This window comes from Rhodanobacter sp. FW106-PBR-R2A-2-24, from assembly GCF_058789615.1.
Map to the genome: position 1 here is coordinate 2,836,629 of NZ_JBYTBV010000002.1, position 24,445 is coordinate 2,861,073.

The 24,445-nt window shown below is 70.9% G+C and carries 23 protein-coding genes and 1 pseudogene; 14 read left to right on the forward strand and 10 right to left on the reverse strand.

Annotated elements, in window-relative coordinates; translation table 11 throughout:
- Positions 1–98: 98 nt before the first annotated feature.
- Positions 99–452 (forward strand): Spx/MgsR family RNA polymerase-binding regulatory protein, encoded by a 354-nt coding sequence (locus AC3WQA_RS14030; RefSeq protein ID WP_492675661.1) that lies wholly within the window; start codon positions 99–101, stop codon positions 450–452.
- Between the two features lie 159 nt (positions 453–611).
- Here AC3WQA_RS14030 and AC3WQA_RS14035 read toward each other — a convergent pair whose 3' ends face one another.
- Positions 612–3,764 (reverse strand): ligand-binding sensor domain-containing diguanylate cyclase, encoded by a 3,153-nt coding sequence (locus tag AC3WQA_RS14035; protein WP_492675662.1) that lies wholly within the window; start codon positions 3,762–3,764, stop codon positions 612–614.
- A gap of 165 nt (positions 3,765–3,929) precedes the next feature.
- Here AC3WQA_RS14035 and AC3WQA_RS14040 point away from each other — a divergent pair, with 165 nt between their 5' ends.
- The 4 genes and pseudogenes from AC3WQA_RS14040 to AC3WQA_RS14055 all read left to right on the forward strand — a co-directional run bounded on the left by AC3WQA_RS14040 (position 3,930) and on the right by AC3WQA_RS14055 (position 7,571).
- Complete coding sequence (locus AC3WQA_RS14040; protein WP_492675663.1) at positions 3,930–4,994, forward strand: VIT1/CCC1 transporter family protein; 1,065 nt, start codon at positions 3,930–3,932, stop codon at positions 4,992–4,994.
- A gap of 34 nt (positions 4,995–5,028) precedes the next feature.
- Positions 5,029–6,165 carry a succinyl-diaminopimelate desuccinylase gene (gene dapE / locus AC3WQA_RS14045; protein ID WP_492675664.1) on the forward strand — a complete coding sequence of 379 codons (1,137 nt, stop codon included), beginning with the start codon at positions 5,029–5,031 and terminating at the stop codon, positions 6,163–6,165.
- Between the two features lie 23 nt (positions 6,166–6,188).
- Positions 6,189–6,824, forward strand: a pseudogene (locus AC3WQA_RS14050) (MBL fold metallo-hydrolase); the annotation flags it as partial.
- A 99-nt stretch (positions 6,825–6,923) separates the two neighbouring features.
- The gene (locus AC3WQA_RS14055; RefSeq protein ID WP_492676368.1) at positions 6,924–7,571 is read left to right on the forward strand and encodes an MBL fold metallo-hydrolase RNA specificity domain-containing protein; all 648 of its coding nucleotides are present in this window, start codon (positions 6,924–6,926) and stop codon (positions 7,569–7,571) included.
- 117 nt (positions 7,572–7,688) lie between these two features.
- Here the strand turns inward: AC3WQA_RS14055 and AC3WQA_RS14060 are convergent, their stop codons facing one another.
- Complete coding sequence (locus tag AC3WQA_RS14060; protein WP_492675665.1) at positions 7,689–8,483, reverse strand: phosphodiester glycosidase family protein; 795 nt, start codon at positions 8,481–8,483, stop codon at positions 7,689–7,691.
- 92 nt (positions 8,484–8,575) lie between these two features.
- Here AC3WQA_RS14060 and AC3WQA_RS14065 point away from each other — a divergent pair, with 92 nt between their 5' ends.
- Positions 8,576–9,064, forward strand: a complete 489-nt coding sequence (locus tag AC3WQA_RS14065; RefSeq protein ID WP_492675666.1) for an NUDIX hydrolase — start codon at positions 8,576–8,578, stop codon at positions 9,062–9,064.
- 15 nt (positions 9,065–9,079) lie between these two features.
- Here AC3WQA_RS14065 and AC3WQA_RS14070 read toward each other — a convergent pair whose 3' ends face one another.
- Together AC3WQA_RS14070 and AC3WQA_RS14075 are read right to left on the reverse strand one after the other, a co-directional pair.
- Positions 9,080–9,553, reverse strand: a complete 474-nt coding sequence (locus AC3WQA_RS14070; RefSeq protein ID WP_492675667.1) for a YaiI/YqxD family protein — start codon at positions 9,551–9,553, stop codon at positions 9,080–9,082.
- Entirely contained in the window at positions 9,550–10,455 is a 906-nt protein-coding gene (locus tag AC3WQA_RS14075; protein WP_492675668.1) for a PhzF family phenazine biosynthesis protein, read from the reverse strand. The genes AC3WQA_RS14070 and AC3WQA_RS14075 overlap by 4 nt, the downstream gene beginning before the upstream one ends.
- Before the next feature lie 174 nt (positions 10,456–10,629).
- Here AC3WQA_RS14075 and AC3WQA_RS14080 point away from each other — a divergent pair, with 174 nt between their 5' ends.
- Together AC3WQA_RS14080 and AC3WQA_RS14085 are read left to right on the forward strand one after the other, a co-directional pair.
- Positions 10,630–11,250, forward strand: a complete 621-nt coding sequence (locus AC3WQA_RS14080; protein ID WP_492675669.1) for a rhomboid family intramembrane serine protease — start codon at positions 10,630–10,632, stop codon at positions 11,248–11,250.
- An 11-nt stretch (positions 11,251–11,261) separates the two neighbouring features.
- The gene (locus AC3WQA_RS14085) at positions 11,262–12,320 is read left to right on the forward strand and encodes an aminopeptidase (RefSeq protein ID WP_492675670.1); all 1,059 of its coding nucleotides are present in this window, start codon (positions 11,262–11,264) and stop codon (positions 12,318–12,320) included.
- A 72-nt stretch (positions 12,321–12,392) separates the two neighbouring features.
- On the opposite strand, the gene AC3WQA_RS14090 is transcribed toward AC3WQA_RS14085, so the two are convergent.
- From AC3WQA_RS14090 to AC3WQA_RS14110, 5 genes are read right to left on the reverse strand one after another with little or no spacing between them, the layout of a single operon-like run.
- On the reverse strand, positions 12,393–13,202 hold the full coding sequence (locus AC3WQA_RS14090) for a cytochrome c (protein ID WP_492675671.1): 810 nt from the start codon (positions 13,200–13,202) through the stop codon (positions 12,393–12,395).
- Between the two features lie 55 nt (positions 13,203–13,257).
- On the reverse strand, positions 13,258–14,214 hold the full coding sequence (locus AC3WQA_RS14095; protein ID WP_492675672.1) for an alpha/beta hydrolase: 957 nt from the start codon (positions 14,212–14,214) through the stop codon (positions 13,258–13,260).
- A 31-nt stretch (positions 14,215–14,245) separates the two neighbouring features.
- Positions 14,246–15,172: an alpha/beta hydrolase gene (locus tag AC3WQA_RS14100; protein ID WP_492675673.1), complete on the reverse strand. Its 927-nt coding sequence runs from the start codon at positions 15,170–15,172 to the stop codon at positions 14,246–14,248.
- Positions 15,172–15,990, reverse strand: a complete 819-nt coding sequence (locus AC3WQA_RS14105) for a sterol desaturase family protein (RefSeq protein ID WP_492675674.1) — start codon at positions 15,988–15,990, stop codon at positions 15,172–15,174. The genes AC3WQA_RS14100 and AC3WQA_RS14105 overlap by 1 nt, the downstream gene beginning before the upstream one ends.
- Before the next feature lie 11 nt (positions 15,991–16,001).
- Positions 16,002–16,637 (reverse strand): hypothetical protein, encoded by a 636-nt coding sequence (locus AC3WQA_RS14110; protein WP_492675675.1) that lies wholly within the window; start codon positions 16,635–16,637, stop codon positions 16,002–16,004.
- A 198-nt stretch (positions 16,638–16,835) separates the two neighbouring features.
- On the opposite strand from AC3WQA_RS14110, the gene ompR reads away from it, so the two are divergent.
- From ompR to pncB, 4 genes are all read left to right on the forward strand, one after another.
- Positions 16,836–17,570: an osmolarity response regulator transcription factor OmpR gene (gene ompR, locus AC3WQA_RS14115; protein ID WP_492675676.1), complete on the forward strand. Its 735-nt coding sequence runs from the start codon at positions 16,836–16,838 to the stop codon at positions 17,568–17,570.
- Positions 17,567–18,850, forward strand: a complete 1,284-nt coding sequence (locus tag AC3WQA_RS14120) for an ATP-binding protein (RefSeq protein WP_492675677.1) — start codon at positions 17,567–17,569, stop codon at positions 18,848–18,850. Before ompR ends, AC3WQA_RS14120 begins: the two co-directional genes overlap by 4 nt.
- 13 nt (positions 18,851–18,863) lie before the next feature.
- Positions 18,864–19,847: an extracellular catalytic domain type 1 short-chain-length polyhydroxyalkanoate depolymerase gene (locus tag AC3WQA_RS14125; protein ID WP_492675678.1), complete on the forward strand. Its 984-nt coding sequence runs from the start codon at positions 18,864–18,866 to the stop codon at positions 19,845–19,847.
- 257 nt (positions 19,848–20,104) lie between these two features.
- On the forward strand, positions 20,105–21,289 hold the full coding sequence (pncB, locus tag AC3WQA_RS14130; protein ID WP_492675679.1) for a nicotinate phosphoribosyltransferase: 1,185 nt from the start codon (positions 20,105–20,107) through the stop codon (positions 21,287–21,289).
- 84 nt (positions 21,290–21,373) lie between these two features.
- Here the strand turns inward: pncB and queG are convergent, their stop codons facing one another.
- A complete protein-coding gene (queG, locus tag AC3WQA_RS14135; protein ID WP_492675680.1) occupies positions 21,374–22,447 on the reverse strand; it encodes a tRNA epoxyqueuosine(34) reductase QueG in 1,074 nt (357 codons plus the stop codon).
- A gap of 48 nt (positions 22,448–22,495) precedes the next feature.
- Here queG and AC3WQA_RS14140 point away from each other — a divergent pair, with 48 nt between their 5' ends.
- Both AC3WQA_RS14140 and tsaE read left to right on the forward strand, forming a co-directional pair.
- On the forward strand, positions 22,496–23,980 hold the full coding sequence (locus AC3WQA_RS14140) for an NAD(P)H-hydrate dehydratase (protein ID WP_492675681.1): 1,485 nt from the start codon (positions 22,496–22,498) through the stop codon (positions 23,978–23,980).
- A complete protein-coding gene (gene tsaE / locus AC3WQA_RS14145) occupies positions 23,973–24,434 on the forward strand; it encodes a tRNA (adenosine(37)-N6)-threonylcarbamoyltransferase complex ATPase subunit type 1 TsaE (protein ID WP_492675682.1) in 462 nt (153 codons plus the stop codon). Before AC3WQA_RS14140 ends, tsaE begins: the two co-directional genes overlap by 8 nt.
- Positions 24,435–24,445 lie beyond the last annotated feature (11 nt).

Here is a 24,445-nt window from a genome sequence, read left to right on the forward strand (position 1 = left end):
CAGCTGGCGGGCGATGCTCTTCAACGGCATCGTTCCCGAGCGGCTCTTGCCCTGATCAGAACCATCGCCCGCGAGCGGGCTCCTACCGGAAGCATGGCATGACCACTCTCTACGGCCTGACCACCTGCGACACCTGCCGCAAGGCGCGCAACTGGCTGGCGCGTTTCGAGGTGCCGCACGACTTCGTGGACTACCGCGCGAGCCCGCTGCCGGCGGCCACGCTGAAAGCGTGGGCCGCCCAGTTGGGCGGTTGGGAGGCGCTGGTGAACAAGTCCTCCACCACCTGGCGCAATCTGCTGCCGCAACGCAAGAACCCCGGCAGCGATCCGGAGTGGACGCTGCTGCTGAAGGAATACCCGGCGCTGATCCGCCGCCCGGTCGTGGTGCTGGACGACGGCAGCGTGAGCGTGGGATTCACCGACAACGGCTTCAAGCAGCGCTTCGGGCGCTGAGCATGGGTGCGTTTTTCAGGCGCGAAGCCCGGCCACGCATGGCCGGATGTGAAACAGTCGCGCAAGCGGCTGCTTCACTGAGGTGAGTCCGGACATGGATCAGGCGCACCGATGAAACCTTCCGCAGGAAGCGCCCTGCTTCACCCGCCCTGAGGCGCATCAGGCCTCCCGCGACCACGAGCAGAGCAGCGGCAGCGGGCCGGGCGCCGGATGGCGGTCCAGCGTGCTGCGCAGGGTTTCCGCCGTATCGCCGGCCAGCGGCGCGCGCATCGGCGCAATGCCCATCCAGGCGTCGCGGCCGCCGCGCTTGGCGGCGTACAGGCACATGTCGGCAAGGTTCACCACCTGCTCCCAACCCAGTCGCTCCGGCGCATCGAGGTAGAACGGGTAGCAGGCAAAACCGATCGAACAGGTGATGCGCAGGTGGCGGCCCTCGCCGAGGTCGAAGACGTGCGCGGCTACCGTGGCGCGCAGGCGTTCGGCGAACTGCGCGGCGGCCTCGGGCGCGACGCTGCGCGCCACCACCAGGAACTCCTCGCCGCCGCGGCGGATCGGAATGTCCGATTCGCGCGTGGTGGCGAGCAGGATGTCGCGCAACTGCTGCAGCACCAGGTCGCCGGCGGCATGGCCGTGCTCGTCGTTGACGCGCTTGAAGTGGTCGATGTCCACCATCAGCAGCACCAGCTGCGCGCTGCCGTCGAGTTCCCTTTCGATGCTCTGCTTGAGGTAGCGGCGGTTCTTGAGCCCGGTAAGCGGGTCGGTGACGGCCTGCTGGGCCAGCGCCGCGTTGGCTTCCTGCAGCGCCTGGTTGGCCTGCGCCAGCTCGTCGGTGCGCAGCGCCACCAGCGCGGCCAGCGCCTGGTTGCGTCGCCGGAGCGCAGCCGAGCGCCAGCGCAGCAGCAGCCACAACGCCAGCACGCCGGCCGCGATCCAGAGCAGCCAGGCCCAGGCGGTGAAGTACCACGGCGGCAGGATGCGGAAGTCGAACGTGGCCTCGCGGCCCTCCTGGCCGTATACGTCGCGGGCGCGCACATGGAAACGGTAGTGGCCGGCGGGCAGGCTGGTGTAGTCGCGGTAGGCGTCGCCGCTCCATGGCGACCAGCCGTCGTCCAACCCCTGCAGCCAGACGGTGTAGCGGGTCTGCGCGGGGTCGGTGTAGCTGGCGGCGGCGAACTCGAAGCGGATGGCGTTGTGGTCGTGCGGCAGGCGCAGCCCGTTTGGTGGCAGCTGGCCGTTGTACCAGGCGTCGCCGCCCTGCACGCCGACCAGCCGCAGCAGTGTGTGGAACGGTGCACGCGTGGCCGCGGTCGCGGCCGGCGTGGCGTGGCGGTAGCGGTACAGGCCGTTGTCGGTGCCCAGCCACAGGTCGCCCTGAGTATCGTCGAGGAAGGCGTTCGCGCCGGTGCCGGCCAGCGGCTGCAAGGGCGTGCTGCTCCACTGCCAGGCGCCACGGTGGCGCACGGCCAACCCGGTCTGGCGGGCGCCTTCGCGGTCGGCCACCGTGGCCCAGATCGTACCGTGGTGATCCTGGTACAGGCTGTCCACCGGCTGGTCGCTGCTGGGCAGCATGCCGCGGGCGCCGGGGTCGGGCGAGAAGCGGTCGCTGACTGCGTCGAAGCGGTAGATACCGCGGCTGGTGATGAAGCGGATCTGGTCGTCGATGCGGGTGACCTGGATCAGGCCTTCGGGCAGGCCGGCGGCGATGCCGTAGCGCACCAGTGCCGGCCTGGCGGCGGTGTCCTGCGGGCCGTGCCAGCGCGGCGGCAGGCGCAGGCGGATCAGCCCGCCGATCCAGGGGCTCAGCCACAGCTGGCCGTCGGCGTCCTGCTCGATGGCGCGGATTTCCTCGTGGATACCGGCGAGGCGGCCTTCGTCGATCCAGCCGCCGGGGGTGTGGCGCAGGCTGCCCAGACCGTCGGCATAGCCCACGAAGACGCGGCTGGGGTCGAGTCGGGAGGGCTGCAGGGCGAGCGCGAGCTGCTTGCCGCTGACGGCGCGGGTGGCGTCGGGGAAGTGCTGCGCCGGGTTGTCGTGCAACACCATCACGCCTTCGTCGCCGGCAACCAGCAGATCGTCGTCGACGACGGCGAGATCCCAGTTCTCGCCGGGCGCCTGGGGTATTTCCTCGAAGTCGGCATCGACCCCCGCGTGCAGGCGAAACAGGCCTTCGGTGGTGCCGACGTACAGCGCGTCGGCGTAGCGATGCAAGGCCTGCACCTCGCCGCGCAGGCCGGTGCGGGCATCGAACACGGTGAGTGGCGCATCCACGCCGATGCGCGCGACGCCGTTGCTGGTGGCCAGCCACAACCCGCCCTGGCGGCCTTGCAGGAGGCCCAGCAGCATGTCGCTGCGCAGGCCGTTGGCGTGGCTCAGGTGGCGCAGCAGGCGGCCTTGGGCGTCGAGCAGGAACAGGCCACCACGCAGGGTGGCCACGGCGAGCCGGCCGTCGTCCAGCCAGCGTGCGGCGTACAACGCGTATGGCTGGATCTGCGCCGTGGCGGCGTTGTTCCAGGGCTGCAGCGTGCCGGCGTGCCAGAGGTACCAGCCCCGCTGGCGTGTGCCCAGCAGCAGGTCGCCGGGCTGGGCGCCGGGGCCGCGCCAGGGCAGCAGCACGTAGATCTTTTCGTCGGCAAAGCGCTCGGTGCCGGGCAGGAGCTGCAGCTCGCCGCCCACCATCTGCAGCAGGCCGCGACCGACTTCGCGGATGTACAGCGTATCGTCGACGAGGAAGCTGAGGTGGAAGCGGGTGGCGGGTTTCCAGACGCGCATCGTGCCGTGCGCGTAGAAGAACACATGGTCGATCGTGGTGAAGTACACGCCCCCGCGCGTGGGGTGGATGCTCCACACGTCGGCAAAATCGCGCTCCGTCGGCGGAATCGCGTCCAGCAGCGAGACGTAGGCGAGCTGGCCGTCGGGTTCGCGCCGCAGGTAACCGAGGTCGCCCACCGTGCCCACGTAGATGCGGCCATCGCTGCCCAGCGCCAAGGCGCGCACGGCGGCATGGTTGGGCACCGGAATGCGCCGCCAGCGCGCGCCGTCGAACACCAGGACGCCGCTCTCCACGTTGCCCACGTAGATCAGGCCGTTGCGATCCTGCGCGATGGCCCAGTTCTGCGCGGCGCCGCGATAGTCGGTGGGACTGAAATTCTGGATGAAGGGCAGGCCCGCCGTGATCGTGGCGGCATCGAGTGCGGGTGCGGGCATGGGGACGGCGGGCATGGCGGCGGTCACCAGCGGCAGCAGGGCGCAGGCGACGAGCGCCAGCAGGCGGCGCGTGCCCGTTACCCCTCGGGTGTCGTCCTGTTGGCCCAATGCAGTCCCCTTGGTGACCGCTCCCGATGGCTGCGCGCATGCCGGCAGCCCCCGGCAAGCATACGCCTGGGCAGCGGCTGTCGGCCGATAATGGGAACGCTTTAACGCCGCGCCGCGCCAGGCGGGCATCATGGGCGCTGCCATCCCTGCACTGCCGGAGCCCACATGGGCGATCCACGCACGCGACATTACCGCGCCAACCTGCGCATCGAACGCGACAATGCCGAGCTGTACGCGCGTCTCGCCGTGCTGGCCGACGACGCGCGGCTGGCGCAGGCCTACCGGCGCATCGCCGAGGGCGAGGCGGCCAACGCGGCGTTCTGGGAGGAACGCCTGCGCGCGCTGGGCGAGGCCGTGCCGCCGCCGCACACGGGAGCGCGCGTGCGTGTGCTGGTCTGGTTCGCGCGGCGCTTCGGCACCGAGTTCGTGATGCCCACCGTGGTGCGCCGCGAGCACGCCGACCACCTCGCCACGCCGGTGGATCGCAGCGGCCACCGCGACCATTTCGTCGCCACGCCGGCGCCCATGGCGGAGGTTCGCCGGCACGGTGTGCAGAGTGGCAACACCTTGCGCGCGGCGGTGCTGGGCGCCAACGACGGCCTGGTGTCCAACGTCTCGCTGGTGATGGGCATGGCCGGCGCCGCCACTGGCGACCGCGCGGTGCTGCTGGCCGGCCTGGCCGGGCTGGTGGCCGGCGCCTGCTCGATGGCGCTGGGCGAATGGCTCAGCGTGAACAGCTCGCGCGAGTTCTACCAGGCGCAGATCACCGAGCGCGCCGAACGCCTCGCCGCCGCGCCGGAAGATAGCCAGGCCAGCATCGCCGCCATCTACCGGGAAAAAGGCTTCGAGCCGGCGGCGGCCACCCACCTCGCCGGGCACGTGGCCGAGGCACCGCGCGCGGCGCTGGACATGCTGGTGCGCGAGGAACTGGGCGTGGATCCGGCCGAACTGGGCGGTTCGGCGTGGAACGCGGCGATCTCCTCGTTCTGCCTGTTCGCCTGCGGCGCGCTGTTTCCGGTGGCGCCGTACTTCTTCACCGGTGGGCGCCACGCGCTGTGGGCCAGCATGGGCACCACGGCGGTGGGGCTGGCGCTGATCGGCGTGGGTACCGCGCTGTTCACCGGGCGCGGCCTGACCTTCTCCATCGTGCGCCAGTTCGCCATCACGCTCGCGGCGGCGGCGATCACCTACAGCGTGGGGCGCATCCTGGGCGTGACGCTGGCGGGTTGAGTATGCTGCGGGCGTCCCCGCGCATGAGCCCGCCATGTCCGACGTCCTCGACCTTGCCATCGACCTGATCCGCCGCCGTTCGGTGACGCCGGCGGACGCCGGCTGCCAGGCGTTGCTGGCTGCGCGCCTGCAGCGCGCGGGCTTCCGCATCGAGCACCAGCGCCACGGTGAAGTGGACAACCTCTGGGCCGTGCATGGCGCGGGTGGCCCCACGCTGGCCTTCCTCGGCCACACCGACGTGGTGCCCAGCGGGCCGGAAGAGCGCTGGCGGAGCCCGCCGTTCGAGCCCGCCATCCGCGATGGCAAGTTGTACGGTCGCGGCGCCGCCGACATGAAGGGCGCGGTGGCGGCGATGGTGGTGGCGCTGGAGCGCTTCGTGGCGGCGCATCCCGATCATCCCGGTCGCGTGGCGCTGCTGCTCACCAGCGACGAGGAAGGCCCGACCAACCTCGACGGCGTGCGCAAGGTGGCCGAGGTGTTCCGTGCGCGCGACGAGCGCATCGACTGGTGCGTGGTGGGCGAGCCGTCGTCGAAGGAAAGGCTGGGCGACCTGATCCGCGTGGGCCGGCGCGGCTCGCTCTCGGGCACGCTCACGGTGCGCGGCGTGCAGGGCCACGTGGCCTATCCCGAGAAGGCGCTGAACCCGATCCACGCCTTCGCGCCCGCGCTGGCCGAACTGGCCGCCGAACGCTGGGACGAAGGCAACGCGGATTTCCCGCCTACCTCGTTCCAGGTGTCCAACCTCAACGCCGGGACTGGCGCCAACAACGTGATTCCCGGCGAGCTCACCGCACTCATCAACTTCCGCTACTGCACCGCCAGTCGCGCCGACGACCTGCGTACGCGCACCGAGGTCATCCTGCGCCGGCACGGTCTGGATTTTGAGTTGGACTGGAACCTCTCCGGCGAACCCTTCCTCACCCCGCCGGGCGGCCGCCTGCGCGAGGTGGTGGTGGACGTGTGCCGCGAGCTGTGCGGTGTCGAGCCCGCGCAAAGCACCGGCGGTGGCACCTCGGACGGCCGCTTCATCGCGCCGCTGGGCGCCGAGGTGGTGGAGCTGGGGCCGGTCAACGCCAGCATCCACCAGGTGGACGAATGCGTGGACGTGGCCGAGCTGGAGCGCTTGCCGGATCTGTACCAGGCCATCTGCCGGCAGATGCTGAAGGATTGAAACCACCACCACGGGAGCAGGCCATGCGGATCGAATGTCACGGCGCGGCGGGCGGCGAAGTCACCGGCTCCTGCCATCTGGTCGAAGCGGCCGGCCAGCGCATCCTGCTCGACTGCGGCATGCTGCAGGGCGGCCGCGAGGCGGAGGCGCGCAATGCCGAGCCGTTCGGCTTCGACCCCGCGAGCATCGACGCGCTGGTGCTCAGCCACGCGCACATCGACCACATCGGCCGCGTGCCGCTGCTGGTCAAGCGCGGGTTCCGGGGGCCGATCTTCGCGCAGACCGCCACCGTCGACCTGCTGCCGGTCATGCTGCAGGATGCCGCCTCGCTCGCCGCGCGCAGCGCCGAGCGCGAGAACCGCGCGCGCGAGCCGCGCAAGCCCGAGGTGGAGCCGCTCTACACCGCCGCCGACGTGGCGGCGCTGGGGGGACAACTGCGGGCGCTGCCGTATGCGACACCGCGCGAGATCCTGCCGGGCGTGACGATCACCCTCAACGAAGCCGGCCATATCCTGGGTTCGGCCACGGTGGCGCTTGCCGCCGAAGGCCGCACGTTGCTGTTCTCCGGCGACCTCGGCATGCGCGGCAAGCCGATCCTGCGCGATCCCGCGCCGCCGCCGCGCGCCGACTTGCTGCTGCTGGAATCCACCTACGGCGATCGCAACCACAAGGAACGCGCCGCCACCGTGGCTGAGCTGGGCGGCATCTTCGAACACGCGCGCGCGGATGGCGGCAACGTGGTCATCCCCGCCTTCGCGGTGGGGCGCAGCCAGGAGCTGTTGTACTGGCTCGCGCGGCATTGGGACGACTGGGGGCTCAAGGCCTGGACGATTTTCCTGGACAGCCCGATGGCAGCCAAGGTGATGGCCGTCTATGCCAGGCACGAGGAGCTGTTCGACGTCGCCGCCAGCAAGCAGTGGCGCTCGCGTCGCTCGCCGTTCGCCTTGCCCAACCTGCGCGTGTGCATCAGCGTGGACGAAAGCCGTGCGATCAACCGCATCCATGCCGGTGCCATCATCATCGCTGGCTCCGGCATGGCCAACGGTGGCCGCGTGCGCTATCACCTTGCCAACAACCTTGCGCGCGAGCGCAACCACGTGATCTTCGTGGGCTACCAGGCCGCCGGCACGCTGGGGCGCCTGCTGGTCAACCGCGTGCCGCGGGTGCGCCTGTTCGGCGCGGACGTCGCGGTGCGCGCGCAAATCCACACGGTGGGCGGGCTCTCCGCGCATGCCGACCAGCGCGGCCTGCTCGACTGGTACGGCGCCAGCCCGAACCGCCCGCCGGTGGTGCTGGTGCATGGCGAGAACCCCGCGCGCGAGGCGCTGGCCGCCGAACTGCGCGAACGCTATGGCGCGCCAACGACGCTGGCGCAGCCTGGCATGTGGATCACGGTTCCCGCTTAGCTGCGTCGCGCATCGGGTCGCGGCTTGGCGACTTGCGGCCGGCGTCGAATCGGCAAGCCGCGTGCGCCAGTGCGGCAAGCAGCGCCGCGCGCAGGCGGCGTCTGCGGCGCGGCATCCTCATGGCGCGCCGAACACGGCGAAGATGCCGGCGTAGGGCTTGACCATGAAGGCCGGCGCGCCGGCGTAGCCCGCGCCGTCGACGTAGAACTGCGAGATGCTGCCGTCGAGATACAGCGCGTCGCGGCAGCCGAGCGTGTCGCGGAACAGCCGGGCGAAATCGTGGAAGTTCACTGGCACCTCGCTCACCGCGAAGATCACTTCGGTCGGCGTCTTCGCGCACACGCCGCTGCGCCATTTCAGGCTGCCCGAACCGTCCTCGAACTGCGGGTTGAGCTGGCCGGCGATCACCAGCATCGGCCCGGACTGGGTGGCCCAGCGCACCGGCTTGCCAATGGCCTTGAACTCGGCGCTGGTGCGCACGGCGGCGCGGCCGTCGGCGTCGATGGCGAACACGCCGTTGGGCAGCAGCGAGAAGTTGCCGGAGGCCGGATTGCCGTGCGCGAGGTTCAGCGGCACCAGGGTCTTGCCGTTTTCCACGTACAGGCCCAGTGGCGCGTTCCGGTGGTCGTAGATGCCGGCGTTGGCGGCGAACAGCAGGCGCCGGCCATGCGCCTCGCCCCACTGGCGCAGCGTCTCGATGTCGCCGTAGGCCGCGCCGCTGGTCGGGTCGCGCCAGTGCAGGCTGAGCGGGGCGCGCTTGAGGTCGATCGTCACCACGCGGTAGGCGAGGCCGTCCACGCTCAGCTCGCGGCTGGCGGGCGCGTGCTCGCCGGCGGAGCAACCGGTGGCGACGAGCAGCGTCAGCAGGGCCAGCCAGTGGTACCGGGGGAGGGGAGTGGGCGTGATGCGCATGCGGTGATGGTCGCCGCCTGCCGCCGCGCGATCAAGTGCGCCGCGGGTGTGGCAGGCTGTCGCTACAATGCTCGCTTTGCGGGCACCCCATCATGCCTTACACGCCCATCCTTGCCACGCTCGGCTACGTGCTTTCGCCGGATCGTTCGCAGGTGCTGATGATCCACCGCAACGCACGGCCCGACGACCAGCACCTGGGCAAGTACAACGGCCTGGGCGGCAAGATGGAACCGGGCGAGGACATCGCCGGGTGCATGCGCCGCGAGATCCGCGAGGAAGCCGGCATCGCGTGCACGTCCATGCAGTTGCGCGGCACGCTGAACTGGCCGGGCTTCGGCAAGCAGGGCGAGGACTGGCTGGGCTTCATCTTCCTGATCGAGCGCTACGAAGGCATGCCGCTGGAGCGCAATCCCGAGGGCACGCTGCGCTGGGTGGCGCGCGAACGGCTGATGGAGCTGCCGATGTGGGAGGGTGACCGCCACTTCCTGCCGCTGGTGTTCGACGACGATCCACGTCCCTTCCACGGCGTGATGCCGTACCGGGACGGTCGCATGCAGTCGTGGTCGTACAGCCGGTTTTGAAGACGCTTGCCCGCGTCAGGCGTCGCCGTGGCGCGGGCGTTGCTGCAGCCAGCGGTCGAGCTGGTTGGCGAAGGCCTGCTGGTCGCGCGCGTGGAAGGGCGCGTGGCCGCCGGTGTCCACGCCGCTGCCGCGCAATTCGTCCATGAAATTGCGCAGGGTGAGGCGCTGGGCGATGGTGTCGGCCGTGTGCAGTTCGCCGCGTGGGTCGAGCGCCAGCGCGCCTTGTTCGATCACCAGTGCGGCCAGCGGAATGTCCTGCGTCACCACCAGGTCGCCCGCCGCCACGCGGCGCACGATCTCGTGGTCGGCCACGTCGAAGCCGCCGGGCACTTGCACGGCGCGCACGTAACGCGAAGGCGGCGTGCGCAGGTACTGGTTCGCCACCAGGGTCACCATCACCTGCGCGCGGTCGGCGGCGCGGAACAGGATGTCCTTGATCGCCACCGGGCAGGCGTCGGCGTCCACCAGGATTTGTGCGGGCTCGCTCATGCATCGCGCCAGTGCAGCGGGCTGTCGATGATGGTATGGGTGCGCCCGCCGATCCATACCGCGCCATCCACGACGCGGGCGACGAGCTGGGCGTCGTGGCCCATCTCGCGACCCTGGCTCACGGTGTAGCCGCGCGCCAGCGGGCCGTGCGGCTCGGCCTGCGCGATGTACGCAGCGAGCAGGCCATTGGCGGCGCCGGAGGCGGGGTCTTCGACGATGCCCACGCCGGCGGGGAAGGCGCGCACCACCAACTGGTAATCGGCCTGCGCGCTGCCCGCAACGGGCTTCCGTCGGGCGCGCGCGAAGGCGCACAGGCCCATGCCCTGGCTGGCCTGGGCCAGCGCGCCGATGGCGCTGTGGTCGGGTTGCCAGGCACGCAGCGCGGCCTCGCTCTCCACCTCGGCCAACCACCAGCGGCGGCCGCCATCCACCAGGGCGGGCGGCAGGGCGCCGAGGCGGATACCGCCCAGCGCGGCGGCGAGCAGCGGATGGGCGCCGACGCCGGTATGCAGCACGCGTTCGCCGGGCGATTGCAGCAACAGGCGGCGCTCTGCGCCATCGCCCTCCACCCGGATCGGCAGCGTGCCGGCGCCGCATTCCTGCCATAGCAGGCCAGCGACCGGGCGCGCCAGCTCGCACGCGAGCGCCGCATGCGCACTGCCCACGCTGGGGTGGCCGGCGAAGGGAATTTCCTTGTGCGGGGTGAAGATGCGCACGCGGTAGCTGGCCGCGGGGTCGGTGGGCGGCAGCAGGAAGGTGGTTTCCACCAGGTTCGTCCAGCGCGCGAAGCGCTGCATGGCCGCCGGCGTCCAGTCGTGGGCGCCGACCACCACGCCCAGGTGGTTGCCGCCGCCGTGGCTGGCGGCGAAGACGTCCAGATGCAGGTAACGCAAGCGGCTCATGGCGCAGATCGAACGGGGCAGGGTCGCGCATGATAGCGAGTGCGGCGCGGCGGCGTCCTTGCGTGCGCGGGCATATGGATATGCCGCGTGCGGCACGGGCGCCCGGCGCGGCGGGTCGACAAGCCGGGGCGCCGCCGCCAAGATGATGGACTTGCCGGTTGCCGTTTTCCGCCCATGCCCCTCGTCGATACGCCGACCACCTTCATCCTGCTCGCGCTCACCTGCGTGGTGTCGTTGCTCGCGTTCAAACGCGCCGGGCTGCTGGATGGACTGCTGCTGTGGCCACCGGCGATCAGCCGCGGGTACGAGTATTACCGGCTGGTGACCTACGGCCTGGTGCACGCGGACTTCAACCACCTGCTGTTCAACATGGTCACGCTGTTCTTCTTCGGTCGCGCGATGGAGGGCTTCTACACCGCGATGCTGGGCCCGTGGGGCTTCGCACTGTTCTACCTGGGCGCGCTGGTGGCCTCGATCCTGCCGACGTACCTCAAGCATCGGGGTGACGCGGGCTACCGCAGCCTCGGCGCCTCGGGCGCGGTGTCGGCGGTGCTGTTCGGCTTCATTCTCTTGGCGCCGTGGTCGCGCATCATCGTGTTCGTGCTGCCGATGCCGGCCATCGTCTACGCGGTGCTGTACACCGTGTATTCCATCGTCATGGATCGGCGTGGGCAGGGTCGCACCAACCACAGCGCGCACCTGTGGGGTGCGGCCTACGGTGTGGTGTTCACCCTGCTGGCCAACCCACGGGTGTGGCCGCATTTTCTCGCCGCCCTGCAGCAGCCGCGCTTCTGAGGGCCCGCCGCATGCATGCCGCCGGCAGGCGATGGTCGAGGCGGGCGGCGACGGCGCTCGCGGCCTTGCTGCTGGGCGGCTGCGCCAGCGTGCACTATTACGCGCAGGCCGCGCGTGGGCAGGGCGAGCTGGTGCTGCGCCGACAGCCGGTGCGCAAGCTGCTGCGCGATCCGGCAACCGATCCCGGGCTCGCCGCGCGGCTTTCCCTGGCGCTGGCTGCGCGCGAGTTCGCCAGCCGCCAGCTCGGCTTGCCGGACAACCGCAGCTACACCGGTTACGTGGCGCTGCACCGGCCCTACGTGGTGTGGAACGTGTTCGCCGCGCCGCGCTATTCGGTGGAGGCGGTGCGCCACTGTTTTCCCATTGCTGGCTGCGTGGCCTACCGTGGCTGGTTCGCCGAGGCCGCCGCCGAGGCCGATGCGGCGCGCCTGCGCCGCAAGGGCGACGACGTATGGGTGGGCGGCGTGAGCGCGTATTCCACGCTGGGCTGGTTCGCCGACCCCATCCTCTCCAGCATGCTGCGCTGGGACGATGACGCGCTGGCCGGCACGATCTTCCACGAGCTGGCCCACCAGCTCATCTACGCCAAGGGCGACACCGCGTTCAACGAATCCTTCGCCAGCTTCGTGCAGGACGAAGGCCTGCGCGAATGGCGCGCCGAGCGCGGCCTGCCGCCGGTGGACGGGCATGCGCAGGCGATGGACGACGGCTTCACCAGGCTGGTGCTGGATCTGCGTGAGCGTCTGCGAAAGCTCTATGCCAGCGGCGCGGACACCGAGGCAATGGAGGCGGGCAAGCAGCGCGAGATCGCCGCGTTCCGCCAGCGCTACGCGCAGTGGCGCGATGCGCATTTTCCCGGCGACCACCGCTATGACGCCTGGGTGGCTGAGCCGATCAACAACGCGCGCCTGCTGCCGTTCGGCCTGTACGACCAGTGGACGCAGGCTTTCGCCGCGCTGTTCCGCGCAAGCCACGCGCAATGGCCGGCGTTCTACGCGAAGGTGCGCGAACTCGCGCGCGAGCCGAAGGCGCGCCGCGACGCCGCGTTGCAGGGCTTGCTTCCCCCGTAGGAGCGCATTCTTGTGCGCGAACGCCCGTGGCGTAGCTGCAAATGCCAGAGCCATCGCGCACAGAGTGCGCTCCTACGGTTTCGGCTTGTGTTTCGCCATGTAGCGCAGATAGGCCAGCACCGCATCGAGGTCGGCGTCGCTCAGCGATGCCTGCGTGGGGAAGCCCTGCATCTTCGCCTGGGGCCATTTCCGCAGTGACTGCGGGTTGCGGATATAACCACGCAGCAGGTCGGCGCGCAGGTACTCGGTGGGGTTGTAGGGCAGGTTGAGATCCGGCCCCAGTTGCGCGTCGCCTTCACCGTTCATGGTGTGGCAGGCGAAGCAGGTGCGCTTGAACACATCGAAGCCGCGGCGCGCGTCGGCGCCGGCGTCGGCGTGCGGCACGATCACCGGGAAGCGCGCGTCCGTGCTGGCGAGCGCGCGGATCGACGCCAGCTGGTAAGGCCACTGTTCGGGGCCGATCTGCGCCGCCTGCGGCTGCGTCCACACCAGGTAGAACGGGCCGGCGCTGTTGGCCTTCCCGGGCAGCGCGGGCCAGCGACGGGCCGGGTCCTCCACCGCCAGCCAAGCCTGCGCGCCCAGCCGGTTGAGCAGCACGTCGGCGGGTATCTCGGCCACGAAGCCGTCGCGCGCCACGAACTGCAGGTGTTCGCCCGCCGCCAGCCCCGGCAGCAGCGCCAGCAGGGGCACCGCGCGGTACTGCATGGTTCGGCCGTAGGCGACGTCGACCGGAATGGAAACGTCGTGGGCATCGGCGCGGGCCAGCAGTTGCGCGCTGCTCCAGCGTTGCGTGCCGTGCCCGGCGTCGATGCGCAGCTCGGCAGCACGGGCGGCCAGCGGCAGGCACAGCCAGAGCAGGCAGGCGGCAAGCAGCGGTTTCATGCGGGCTCCGGAGGATGGCGGCGGGCTGCCGCGCCGTCATCCTCGCATGCGCCGCTCAGCGCGTGCCGTCGAGCCGCCTGGCCACCGCGGGATCGAGGCTGCGCAGGAAGGCCTCCACCGCTTCGGTGTAGGGCGAGGGCAGGCCGAGCTGTTCGTTGATCTCCTCGTGCGAGAGATCCTCCGGCAGCACGCTGGCGCGCGTGCCCATGCCGGTGGCCTTGGCCACGAAGGCCTGGGCCTGCGGGCAGGACTCGCTCCGACGCGAGGAACACACCGCGAGGAACGGCGCGATGCGCCCGTCCAGCCGTTGCCACGGCGAGGCGGCGGCCCACAGTGCCGTGTCGCTGCCGAAGGCGGTGTCGTAGAGCCGCAGGTGGCGCCCCTGCATGATCTCCACGATGTTGTAGCCCGCGCCGTCCAGCTCGACCGAGCCCAGCCATGGCGTGGCGCCGCGCGAGAGCGCGATCGACGGCGCGGCGCTGATCAGGCTGACCAGGTGCCCGCCCGCCGAGTGGCCCATCAGGATGAAGCGCTGGCGGTCGCCGCCCCAGGATGCGGCCATGCGCTGCGCGGCGGCCAGCGCCTTGCCGACGAACTGCGCCTGCTGCAGCGGATTGGCCTGCGGCACCATCGGGTAGTTGGTGGACACCAGGATGAAACCCCGGGGCACCCAGCGCGCCACCTTGTTCTGCACCACCCGCAGGGTGTTCTTGTCGCCGCGTGTCCAGCCGCCGCCGTGCACCATGAAGATCACCGGTGCGTCGTGCACCGGGTGCTCGGGCAGGTACACGTCGAAGCGTTCCTGCGGGTCGCTGCCGTAGGTGATGTCGTGGATCGCGCGCACGCCCGCCGGCAGCGTGGTCATCGGGGTCAGCGCCGCCGGCTGTTGCTGCGCGCGGCGCTGTGTCAGCAGGCGGCGGAACATGCCCGCCTGCGCGCTGGCCGGCGCCGGGACGAGCGTGGCCAGCGCGAGCAGGGTGGTCAGGACGAGGGGGCCATGGCAAGGCTTCATCGTGGGCTCCGCGGGGGTGCAGGGTGGATGGTTACATGCGGCCGTGATCCAGGCGACGCGCTACCGCCGGATCGAGCGTGCGCATGAAGTCTTCCACGGCTTCGGTGTAGGCATTGGACAGGCCCAGGTCGGCGTTGATCTCCTCGTGCGTCAGCGGCTCGGGCTGCATGCTGGCGCGTGAGCGCAGCAGGTCGGCCTTGGCCACGAACGCCTGCGCCTGCGGGCAGGATTCCCGGCGCAGCGAGGAGCACACGGCGAAGAACGGCGCGATGCGGCCGCCGAGCTGGACGATGGGCGAGGCCGCGGCCCAGAACGCGGGATCGCTGCCGAAGGCGTTGTCATAGAGCGGCAGGTGCGGGCCTTGCATGATCCGGGTGACGTTGTAGGCCGCGCTGTCCAGCGCCACCGTGCCCAGCCACGGCGTGGCGCCGCGATCCAGCGCCAGCGCCGGTTCGGCGCTGACCAGGCTGACCAAGTGCGCGCCCGCCGAATGGCCCATCAGGATGAAGCGCTGGCGGTCGCCGCCCCAGCTTGCGGCCATGCGCTGCGCGGCGGCCAGCGCCTTGCCGATGAACTGGGCCTGCTGCAGCGGGTTCGCCTCGGGCAGCATCGGGTAGTCGGTGGAAACCACGATGAAGCCCTCGGGCACCCAGCGCGCCACCTTGTTCTGCACCACGTTGGTGTCGGCCTTGTCGCCGTGCGCCCAGGCGCCGCCGTGCACCATGAAGATCACCGGCGCGTCGTGCACTTCTTGCGCGGGCAGGTAGACGTCGAAGCGCTCCAGTTGGCCCGCGCCGTAGGCCACATCGCGGACTTCGCGCACGCCGGGCGGCAGCGGGGCGGCGTGCGTCGCCGGCGCGGCCAATGCCGATGGAAGGACGGTGGCGGCCAGCGTGGTGGCGGGCAGGGCGGCAGCCAGCGTGGCGCCGATGGCGAGGGAAAGCAGCAAGGTTTTCATCAGGGTCTCCCGAACAGGGTGGTCAGGGTTTCGCGTGGCCCGTGGGCCATGCGTACGGCATCCAGCAACCGTCGCCATTCGCCGAACACGATGGCGGCCGGTCGCCGCGAGGGCAGGGGGTGGGCCAGTCCGTAGCGCACCGGTTCGTCGGCGCGCTCCTCGCGCAGCGTGCCGAACAGGCGGTCGAACACGATCAGCACGCCGCCGTAGTTGCAGTCGAGGTAATCCGGGTTGGAGGCGTGGTGCACGCGGTGGTGGGCCGGCGTATTCAGCACGTACTCCAGGGGCCCCAGCCGGCCCACCGCCTCGGTGTGCAGGAAGAACTGGTAGTGCAGGTCGAGCGCCAGCAGCGCGCCGACCATTCGCGGGTCGAAACCGGCCACGACCAGCGGCAGGTAGAACAGCCAGCCCAGCGAGAGCAGGTGCGTCCAGCCCAGCCGGATCGCCGCGAACAGGGTGAACTCCTCGGGCGTGTGGTGCACCGCATGCGTGGCCCACATCCAGCGCACCGTGTGGCTGGCGCGGTGGTAGCCGTAGTAGGCGAGCTCCACCGCGACGAAGCCGGCCAGCCAGGTGCGCCAGTCGTGCAGCGGCCAGTGGTGCGGCGCCAGCCGCCAGGTCATGGTGTAGATCGCACCGATGGCGGCGGCGGTGAGCAGTGCGCTCAGCACGTGCCCCACGCCGATGGCGAGCGAGGTCAGCGCCGCCTTGCCGTCGTAGCCGAGCCGCGCCACGCGGCGCCGCCACCACCATTCCAGCAGCGCCAGCGGCAGGCTGGCCAGCAGGAAACACAACGCGCGCACGTGTCCGATGGGCATGGCGGATGCCTTCAGTGGCGGCAGGCGATGGTGTTGCCGCTGGCGTCGGTGCAACTGCCGCTGTGGCTGATGCCCTGGCCCTTGGTCCAGTTGGTCTGGCTGGTGTAGCTGTCGCCGTTGGCGCCGGTGATCGTGCCGTCGTGCGTGGCGGTGCCGTTGGACGCCGTGGTGCTGCCGTCGTAGCTGCCGCGCGCACCGCTGGCGGTGGTCTGGCGGCTGGCGTTCCACTGCCCGTTGCCGTTGCGCGCGTAGTTGCCGCTGCTGCTGTAGCTGCTGCCCGCAGCGCCGGCGCCGCTGCGCTGGAAGCTGCCTTGGGCGGAGCCGTCGGCGTTGCGCGTGTAGTGGTTATTGCCGCTGAAGCTGCCGCCGTTGGCGCCGGTGACCTTGGTGCCGCTGCGGTGATCGAGGCTGCCGTCCGGGTTCACCGAGGTGGCCGAGCCGTGCGCGGCGGTGCCGTTGGCGCCGCTGGCGCGGCTGCCGCGGAAGTGGGTGAGGCCGCCCTGGCCGTTGCGGACGGTACCGGCCGCGTGGCCGGCCTTGCCGTTGCGCCAGCCATGGTCGGCGGCCTGTGTCGGCACGACGGCACCGGCGGCGAGTGTGCCGGCAAGAACCCATGAGGCGAGACGGATGGAGCGGGAAAGGTGCATGGCGGATTCCTCGGCGATGGCAGGGCGCCGTCGTTGCGGCGGCGTGGGGCCACTTTCCCGCGACCGGCGCGGCAAGGTGTTTCCGCGTCTGTCCCGAATGTGAGCGTTTGTTGCGGATTCCCCGGCCGGAAACATTTGCTTGCAATGGGCGCCCGCCGCCGCTTGTCGGCGCGGCGGCGCGCAGGGGATAGTCGCCCCATGGACAGCCCCCACATCCTCGTTGTCGACGACGACCTGCGCCTGCGCGACTTGCTGGAGCGCTATCTCGCCCAGCAGGGCTTCCGCGTGCGCGGCGCCGCCCATGCCGCCGCCATGCATCGCGAACTGGCCGCGCACCATGCCGACCTGATCGTGCTCGACCTGATGCTGCCCGACGCCGACGGCCTGGAGCTGTGCCGCAGCCTGCGCGCCAGCGGGGTGGAGACGCCGGTGATCATGCTCACCGCCAAGGGCGACGAGGTGGATCGCATCGTGGGGCTGGAAATCGGCGCCGACGACTACCTGCCCAAGCCCTGCAACCCGCGCGAGCTGCTGGCGCGCATCCGTGCAGTGCTGCGCCGGCGCCCGCGTGCGCTGGCCAGCGCGCCGCAGGCCGAACGCGGGCCGGTGCGCTTCGGCCGTTTCCGCTTCGATGCGGCCAGCCGGCAACTGCTCGATGGCGAGACGCCGCTCAGGCTCACCAGCGGCGAATTCGCGGTGCTGGCAACCCTGCTTGGCCATCCCTACGAAACCCTCAGCCGCGAGCGGTTGATCGCGCTGGCGCGCGGGCGCGACCACGAGGCCTTCGACCGCAGCATCGACGTGATGGTGTCGCGCCTGCGTCGCCTGGTGGAGGACGATCCGCGCCAGCCGCGCTGGCTGCAGACGGTGTGGGGCAAGGGCTACGTGTTCGTGCCCGACGGCGCCGTGGCCGACGCGGGGGAGTCCACGTGAAACGCAAGCCCACCACCTTTGCGCTGGTGCTGGCGCTGCTGGTGTTGGCGCTGCTGATGGCGTTGGGCTTGTCGGCGCTGTTCGCAGCGCGCATCAACCGCCAGGTGGCCAGCGACCTCTACGCCCGCCTCGCCACCGCCACCGCGCTGGCCACCGACGCGCTCGCGCCGCGCCACGATGCCGACGCCCAGCGCACGCTGGCGCAACTGGAAACGCTGGGCGTGCACCTCGCCGCCGGCACGCCGCCGCCTTCCACCGTTCGGGTGGCCCCGGTGGCGCGCGCCGCGGCACGGCGCATCGGCGTGGAGCTGGGCGATCCGTCGCGCGTGGTGCTCACGCAGACGCCGGACACGCAGATATGGATACGCAGCCAGCAGTTGCCCGGGCAATGGATCGTGATGCGCGAGCCCAGCAACCGTGAGCGCCTGCTGGCGTCCTCGGTGAGCACCGCCGTGCTTGCCGGGCTGATCGCGCTGGCGCTTGCCGCCTTGCTCGCACGCATGCTGACGCGCCCACTGGAACGGCTCGCTGCCCGTGCCGGCGCCCTGCTCGGCGGCGAGCCGGTGGCGCTGGACGGCAGCCCGCGCGAGGTCGAGCGCCTGGCGCAGGCCTTCCGCGAAGCCGGCGCACGCCTGCGTGGCAGCGCGCGCGAGCGCGAGCTGATGCTGGCCGGCATCTCGCACGACCTGCGCACGCCGCTGGCGCGCCTGCGGCTGGCGCTGGAGCTGGGTGATGCCGGCGACGAGCAGCGCCGCGCGGCGATGGTGGCGGATCTGGAAGAACTCGACGGCGCACTGGAGCAGTGCCTCGCCTTCGTGCGCGACGGCCGCGACGAGGCGCTGGAGAAGATCGACCTCGCCACCCTGGTCGGCCAGTTGCTGGGTTTGCGCCACGAGCCCGAGGCCTGGCAGGCCGATGGCCCCGAAAGCCTGCTGGCCGCGGCGCGCCCGCGCCTCCTGCGCCGCGCGCTGGGCAATCTGATGGACAACGCCGAGCGCCATGGCGCGGCGCCTTTCCGCGTGCAGGTCGGTCGCGATGCGCGAGGCTGCTTTGTGCGCGTGGCCGACAGCGGCCTGGGCGTGCCGCCTGCGCTGCTGCCGCAGTTGGGGCGGCCCTTCCTGCGCGGCGACCGCGCGCGCAGCACGGCCGGCACCGGCCTGGGCATCGGCATCGCCATGCGTGCCGCCGAACTGCACGGCGGCGCGCTCGAACTGGCTAATGCTCCGGGGGGCGGCTTCGTCGCCACGCTGCGTCTACCCGACCCTCCTGCCGCGCACTGACGGAAGCCGGAGCATGCCCGCGATCATCCGTTTCGCCCTCTCCTGCCTGCTGCTGTCGCTGCTCGGCCTCACGCCGGCGCGGGCCGGGGAGGACACGACCTACACCCTGCGCGTGGACGGGCTTGCGCGCACGTACCTGGTGCACAGGCCGCCCGGCGGCGCGGGCGCGGCGCACCCCTTGCTGCTGGTGTTCCACGGTGGCGGCGGCACCGCGCGCGGCATGCCGCGCTTCACCCATCTGGACGGGATCGCCGACCGCGCGGGGCTGATCGTGGTCTACCCGCAGGGGGTGGACAAGCACTGGAACGATGGCCGCGCCTCGATCAAGCACAAGGTGGACGACGTGGGCTTCGTGCGCGCGATCCTGGACACCATGGAGCGCGACGCGAGTGTGGATCGGTCGCGCATCTACGCCACCGGCATCTCCAACGGCGGCATCTTCGTCGAGCGACTGGCCTGCGACCTGGCCGACCGTCTCGCCGGCATCGCCGCCGTGGCCGGCACGCTTGCGCAGGACTATCAGGATCAGTGTCGCCCGGCGCGGCCCATCTCCGTGCTGCAATTCGACGGCACCGCTGATCCGGTCATGCCCTATGGCGGCGGCAAGGTGGCCGATTTCGGTGGCCACGGCGAGGGCGGCGTGGTGCTTGCGGTCGACGCCACCACGGCGTTCTGGGCGCGCATGAACGGCTGCGCGTCCACCGGCCAGGCCGAGGCGCTGCCGCCGCATGCCCCGCTCGACCCTACGCGCGTCTCGCGCCGCGAGTGGTCGCGCTGCCGTGGCGGCAGCGCCGTGGTGCTGTATGCCATCCAGGATGGTGGTCATACCTGGCCAGGTGGGCCGCAGTATCTGCCCAGGTTCATCGTGGGGCGCGCCAGCCGGCAACTCGATGCCAGCGAGACGATGGTGCGCTTCTTCCTCGACCATCCGCGAAGCGCCGGTTCCTTGGCGCGTGTCATGCCGTCGCCGCCCTTGCCGAGGCTGGCTGGAAACTGAATCGTGATGGGGGGCACGCTTGAACTTGTGTGACTTCGGCTACACTAAGCCCATGTATCGCCGTGAGGCGAAAGCAGGCGGCGCAGCACATCGCGCTGTCGAGGGGGCGGCCCCTCTCCCCCTAAATGACGCGCCGCCCTGACGAACCCCGGCAACTACTCCCCTGGTTGCCGGGGTTTTTTTATGCCCGCGCCAAGCGTTGGATCTTGGATAATCGCCCATTCGGCGCGTTGCGCGCCAGCCCCCATGGATGACCGATGATCGTCGCATCGTTGCTCGATACCGACCTCTACAAGTTCTCGATGATGCAGGTGGTGCTGCACCACTACCCGGCGGCGCAGGTCGAGTACCGGTTCAAGTGCCGTACGCCGGGCATCGACCTGGTGCCCTGCATCCGGGAAATCCGCGCCGAGCTGGAGGCCTTGTGCACCCTGCGCTTTGCCGAGGAAGAGCTGGACTACCTGCGCGCGATGCGCTTCATCAAGAGCGACTTCGTGGATTTCCTCGGGCTGTTCCAGCTCAACGCGAAGTACGTGACGATCGAACCGGCCGCCGCCGGCAACGGCGAGATCGAGATCCGCATCCAGGGGCCGTGGCTGCACACCATCCTGTTCGAGGTGCCGCTGCTGGCCATCGTCAACGAGGTGTACTTCCGCCGCACGCAGCCCGGTCACGACCTGGCCGAAGGCCGGCGTCGGCTGCGGGCGAAGATCGCCCTGCTGCACGGCACGCCCGGCTACGAGCATTGCCGCATCGCCGATTACGGCACGCGCCGACGCTTCTCGCGCGAGTGGCACGAGGAGGTGCTGCTCGCGTTGCGCGACGGGCTGGGCAGCCAGCTCGCCGGCACCAGCAACGTCTGGTACGCGTGGAAGCTCGGCCTCACCCCGCTGGGCACGCTGGCGCACGAATACCTGCAGGCGCACCAGGCGTTGGGCCCGCGCCTGCGCGATTCGCAGGTGGCGGCGCTGGAAGCCTGGGCGAAGGAATACCGCGGCGACCTCGGTATCGCGCTGTCCGACGTGTATGGGCTGGAAGCCTTCCTGCGCGACTTCGACATGTACTTCTGCAAGCTGTTCGACGGCGCGCGCCACGACTCCGGCGATCCGTTTGCCTGGGGCGAGCGCCTGCTGGCGCATTACCTCGCCCACCGCGTCGATCCGCGCGGCAAGGTGCTGGTGTTCAGCGACGGCCTGGATATTCCGCGGGTGATGGAGCTGTACGCGCACTTCCGCGGCCGCTGCCTGCTCGCTTTCGGCGTGGGCACCAATCTCTCGAACGACACCGGTCCCGTGCCGCTCAACATCGTCATCAAGATGATCCGCTGCAACGGTCAGCCGGTGGCCAAGCTCAGCGATTCGCCGGGCAAGAACATGTGCGAGGACGCGGCCTACGTGACCTACCTGCGGCAGGTGTTCGAGATCCCTGCCACGCAGGGCTGAAACCGCCCTCCCGTAGGAGCCCGCTGGCGGACGATGCCGTTGCTTTGATGCACCAGAGCAGGAGTATCGCCCGCCAGCGGGCCCCTACGGAGGTGATGCCGATTGTTTTGCCAGCGCCCAGGCCACGTGCTCGCGCACCACGGGCGAGGGGTGGTCGGCGCGCGCGCGCAGCGCCGCCACGATGGCCGGCGCGGCCGGCGCATTGCCCAGCGCCACCGCGAGGTTGCGCAGCCAGCCTTCGTAGCCGGTGCGGCGTATCGCCATGCCTTCAGTGCGCTGCAGGAACTCCGCCTCGCTCCACGCGAACAGCTCCACCAGCCTGGCGCCGTCCAACTGGTGGCGTGGCGCGAAGTCGGGGTTCTCCGCGAGCTGCGCGAACTTGTTCCACGGGCACACCAGCTGGCAGTCGTCGCAGCCGAAGATGCGGTTGCCCATCGGCGCGCGCAGCTCCTCCGGGATCGAACCCTTCAACTCGATGGTGAGGTAGGAGATGCAGCGTTTGGCGTCGAGTTGGTAGGGGCCGACGATGGCGCCGGTGGGGCAGGCGGTGATGCAGCGCGTGCAACTGCCGCAGTGGTTGCTGGCGGGTTGATCCACCGGCAGCGGCAGGTCGGTGTAGATCTCGCCCAGGAAAAAGTACGAGCCGGCGTGCCGGTTGATGAGCACGGTGTGCTTGCCGATCCAGCCCAGCCCCGCGTTGCGCGCCAGCGCCTTTTCCAGCACCGGCGCGGAGTCGGCATAGGCGCGGTAGCCGAAGTCGCCCACCACCGCGCCGATGCGTTCGGCCAGCTTCTGCAGCTTGCCGCGGATCAGCTTGTGGTAGTCGCGGCCCAGGGCATAGCGCGAGACGTAGCCGGCCGCGCCGTCGCCCAGCACCTGCCATGCGTTGGTGGTGCCCGGCGGCAGGTAGTCCATGCGCACCGAGATCACCCGCTGCGTGCCCGGTTCGAGCTCCGCCGGGCGCGAACGCTTGCTGCCGTGGCGCGCCATGTACTCCATCTCGCCGTGGCGGCCGGCCTCCAGATAGCGCTGCAAGTGTGCCTCGTCCTCGGCGAGGTCGACGTCGGCGATGCCGGCGGCGGCAAAGCCCAGCTCCCGTGCCCATTGCTTGATGTCGTGGGCCAGTGTGGCGTAGTCGATGTTGTGGCGGTCGGGCATCGCGCCATTTTAGGCGGCTTGCGTGCGGGCTGCGCCTATAATCCGCGGATGACGCCAGACCTCCGCCAGCACGAGCTGTATACCGTGGCGCAAGTGCGCGCGCTGGATCGGCGCGCGATCGACGAGCTGGGCGTGCCCGGCATCGAGCTGATGCACCGCGCCGCGTGGACAGCACTGGCCAGCTTGCGGCGGCATTGGCCGCTGGCGCAGCGGCTCGCGGTGCATTGCGGCCCCGGCAACAACGGTGGCGATGGATTTTTGCTGGCCAAGCTGGCGCGCGAGGCTGGCCTGCAGGTGACGGTGTTCGTGCTGGGCGGCGTGTCGAGCGGCGATGCCGCGCAGGCCTGGTTGGCGTGGAAGGCCACCGGCGGCCGCGAGCGCGTGTGGCAGGCCGGCGACGCCCTGCCCGAGGTGGATGTGCATGTCGACGCGCTTTACGGCACGGGATTGAACCGGGCGCCGCAGGGCGAGCCGGCGGCCCTGATCGCGGCGATCAATGCCAGCGGTGCGCCGGTGCTGGCGCTGGACGTGCCATCGGGGTTGAACGCCGATACCGGCAGCGCGCCGGGCGTGGCGATCCGCGCCGAGGTCACGGTGAGCTTCATCGTCGCCAAGCGCGGCCTGTACACCGGCAGCGCGGCCGATCATGTGGGGCAACTGGAGCTGGACCGGCTGGGCCTGCCCGCTGCACTGTGGCAGGACAGCGCGCCTGATGCCGGCCTGCTGCGGGAAACGTGCCTGCCGCCACGCCCGCGCGCCGCGCACAAGGGCATGAACGGCCACGTGCTGGCGATCGGCGGCGAGCACGGCCTGGCCGGTGCGATCCGCCTGTGCGGCGAAGCCGCGCTGCGTGCCGGCGCGGGTCTGGCCAGCGTGGCCACGCGCGTTGAACACGTGCTGGCGCTGAACGCCGCGCGGCCCGAGTTGATGGCGCATGGCGTGGACGGCCCGCAGGCACTGGCACCGCTGCTGGCGCGCGCCAGCGTGCTGGCGCTGGGGCCGGGCCTGGGGCAGGGCGCATGGGGCCACGCGCTGTGGCGCACCGCGCTGGACAGCGGCAAGCCGCTGGTGCTCGATGCCGATGGCTTGAACCTGCTGGCGCGCGAGCCGTGCCGCTTCGCGCAGCCGGCCGTGCTCACCCCGCATCCCGGCGAGGCCGCGCGTCTGCTGGGGGGTACGGTGGACGAGGTGGCGGCCGATCGCTTCGCCGCCGCCCGCGCACTGGCGACGCGCTTCCATGCCGTGGTGGTGCTGAAGGGGGCGGGCAGCCTGATCGCCGCTCCGGATGGACGTCTGGACGTCTGTCCGTGGGGCAATCCCGGCATGGCCGCCGGTGGTATGGGTGACCTGCTCGCGGGCATCATCGCGGCGCTCCTGGCGCAGGGCGGCGAGGCGTGGCAGGCGGCTTGCCTGGGCGTAGGCCTGCACGCGCGCGCGGGTGACCGCGCGGCGCGGCGTGGCGAGCGCGGCCTCATCGCCAGCGACTTGTTGGCGCCGCTGCGCGCCCTGGGCAATGGTGTCGACGATGACTGAACCGGTTTGGCCACTGGCCGACGAGGCCGCCACGCTGGCCTTGGGGCGCCGCTTCGCTGCCGCGCTTGCGGGGCGCGGCATGGTGATCTACCTGCGCGGCGAGCTGGGCGCGGGCAAGACCACCTTTACCCGCGCGCTGCTGGGCGCGCTCGATGTGGGGGAGCGGGTGAAGAGCCCCACCTACAGCCTGCTCGAAGGCTATGACGCCCACGGCCGGCCGGCCTGGCACCTCGACCTGTATCGCATCGCCGATCCGGGCGAGCTGGAATGGCTGGGGCTGGACGCGCTGGCCGATCCCGCCGCACTGGTGCTGGTGGAGTGGCCGGAACGCGGGCGCGGCGCCTTGCCCGTGGCCGACCTCACGCTGCAGCTTGCCTATGCGGGCCAGGGGCGGCAGGCGCAGCTGGCGGCGCATACGCCACGTGGCCGCGATGTGCTGGCCGCGCTGGCCTGATCGACACGCCG

What these genes read in the sequence shown, in the direction of transcription:
- queG (WP_492675680.1), bottom strand. Translation starts at nt 22,447, where the DNA reads ATGCCCGACCGCCACAACATCGACTACGCCACACTGGCCCACGACATC.
- ompR (WP_492675676.1), top strand. Translation starts at nt 16,836, where the DNA reads ATGGACAGCCCCCACATCCTCGTTGTCGACGACGACCTGCGCCTGCGC.
- dapE (WP_492675664.1), top strand. Translation starts at nt 5,029, where the DNA reads ATGTCCGACGTCCTCGACCTTGCCATCGACCTGATCCGCCGCCGTTCG.
- AC3WQA_RS14075 (WP_492675668.1), bottom strand. Translation starts at nt 10,455, where the DNA reads ATGAGCCGCTTGCGTTACCTGCATCTGGACGTCTTCGCCGCCAGCCAC.
- AC3WQA_RS14070 (WP_492675667.1), bottom strand. Translation starts at nt 9,553, where the DNA reads ATGAGCGAGCCCGCACAAATCCTGGTGGACGCCGACGCCTGCCCGGTG.
- pncB (WP_492675679.1), top strand. Translation starts at nt 20,105, where the DNA reads ATGATCGTCGCATCGTTGCTCGATACCGACCTCTACAAGTTCTCGATG.
- AC3WQA_RS14060 (WP_492675665.1), bottom strand. Translation starts at nt 8,483, where the DNA reads ATGCGCATCACGCCCACTCCCCTCCCCCGGTACCACTGGCTGGCCCTG.
- AC3WQA_RS14090 (WP_492675671.1), bottom strand. Translation starts at nt 13,202, where the DNA reads ATGAAACCGCTGCTTGCCGCCTGCCTGCTCTGGCTGTGCCTGCCGCTG.
- AC3WQA_RS14030 (WP_492675661.1), top strand. Translation starts at nt 99, where the DNA reads ATGACCACTCTCTACGGCCTGACCACCTGCGACACCTGCCGCAAGGCG.
- AC3WQA_RS14100 (WP_492675673.1), bottom strand. Translation starts at nt 15,172, where the DNA reads ATGAAAACCTTGCTGCTTTCCCTCGCCATCGGCGCCACGCTGGCTGCC.
- AC3WQA_RS14140 (WP_492675681.1), top strand. Translation starts at nt 22,496, where the DNA reads ATGACGCCAGACCTCCGCCAGCACGAGCTGTATACCGTGGCGCAAGTG.
- tsaE (WP_492675682.1), top strand. Translation starts at nt 23,973, where the DNA reads ATGACTGAACCGGTTTGGCCACTGGCCGACGAGGCCGCCACGCTGGCC.
- AC3WQA_RS14065 (WP_492675666.1), top strand. Translation starts at nt 8,576, where the DNA reads ATGCCTTACACGCCCATCCTTGCCACGCTCGGCTACGTGCTTTCGCCG.
- AC3WQA_RS14105 (WP_492675674.1), bottom strand. Translation starts at nt 15,990, where the DNA reads ATGCCCATCGGACACGTGCGCGCGTTGTGTTTCCTGCTGGCCAGCCTG.
- AC3WQA_RS14095 (WP_492675672.1), bottom strand. Translation starts at nt 14,214, where the DNA reads ATGAAGCCTTGCCATGGCCCCCTCGTCCTGACCACCCTGCTCGCGCTG.
- AC3WQA_RS14080 (WP_492675669.1), top strand. Translation starts at nt 10,630, where the DNA reads ATGCCCCTCGTCGATACGCCGACCACCTTCATCCTGCTCGCGCTCACC.
- AC3WQA_RS14040 (WP_492675663.1), top strand. Translation starts at nt 3,930, where the DNA reads ATGGGCGATCCACGCACGCGACATTACCGCGCCAACCTGCGCATCGAA.
- AC3WQA_RS14110 (WP_492675675.1), bottom strand. Translation starts at nt 16,637, where the DNA reads ATGCACCTTTCCCGCTCCATCCGTCTCGCCTCATGGGTTCTTGCCGGC.
- AC3WQA_RS14125 (WP_492675678.1), top strand. Translation starts at nt 18,864, where the DNA reads ATGCCCGCGATCATCCGTTTCGCCCTCTCCTGCCTGCTGCTGTCGCTG.
- AC3WQA_RS14085 (WP_492675670.1), top strand. Translation starts at nt 11,262, where the DNA reads ATGCATGCCGCCGGCAGGCGATGGTCGAGGCGGGCGGCGACGGCGCTC.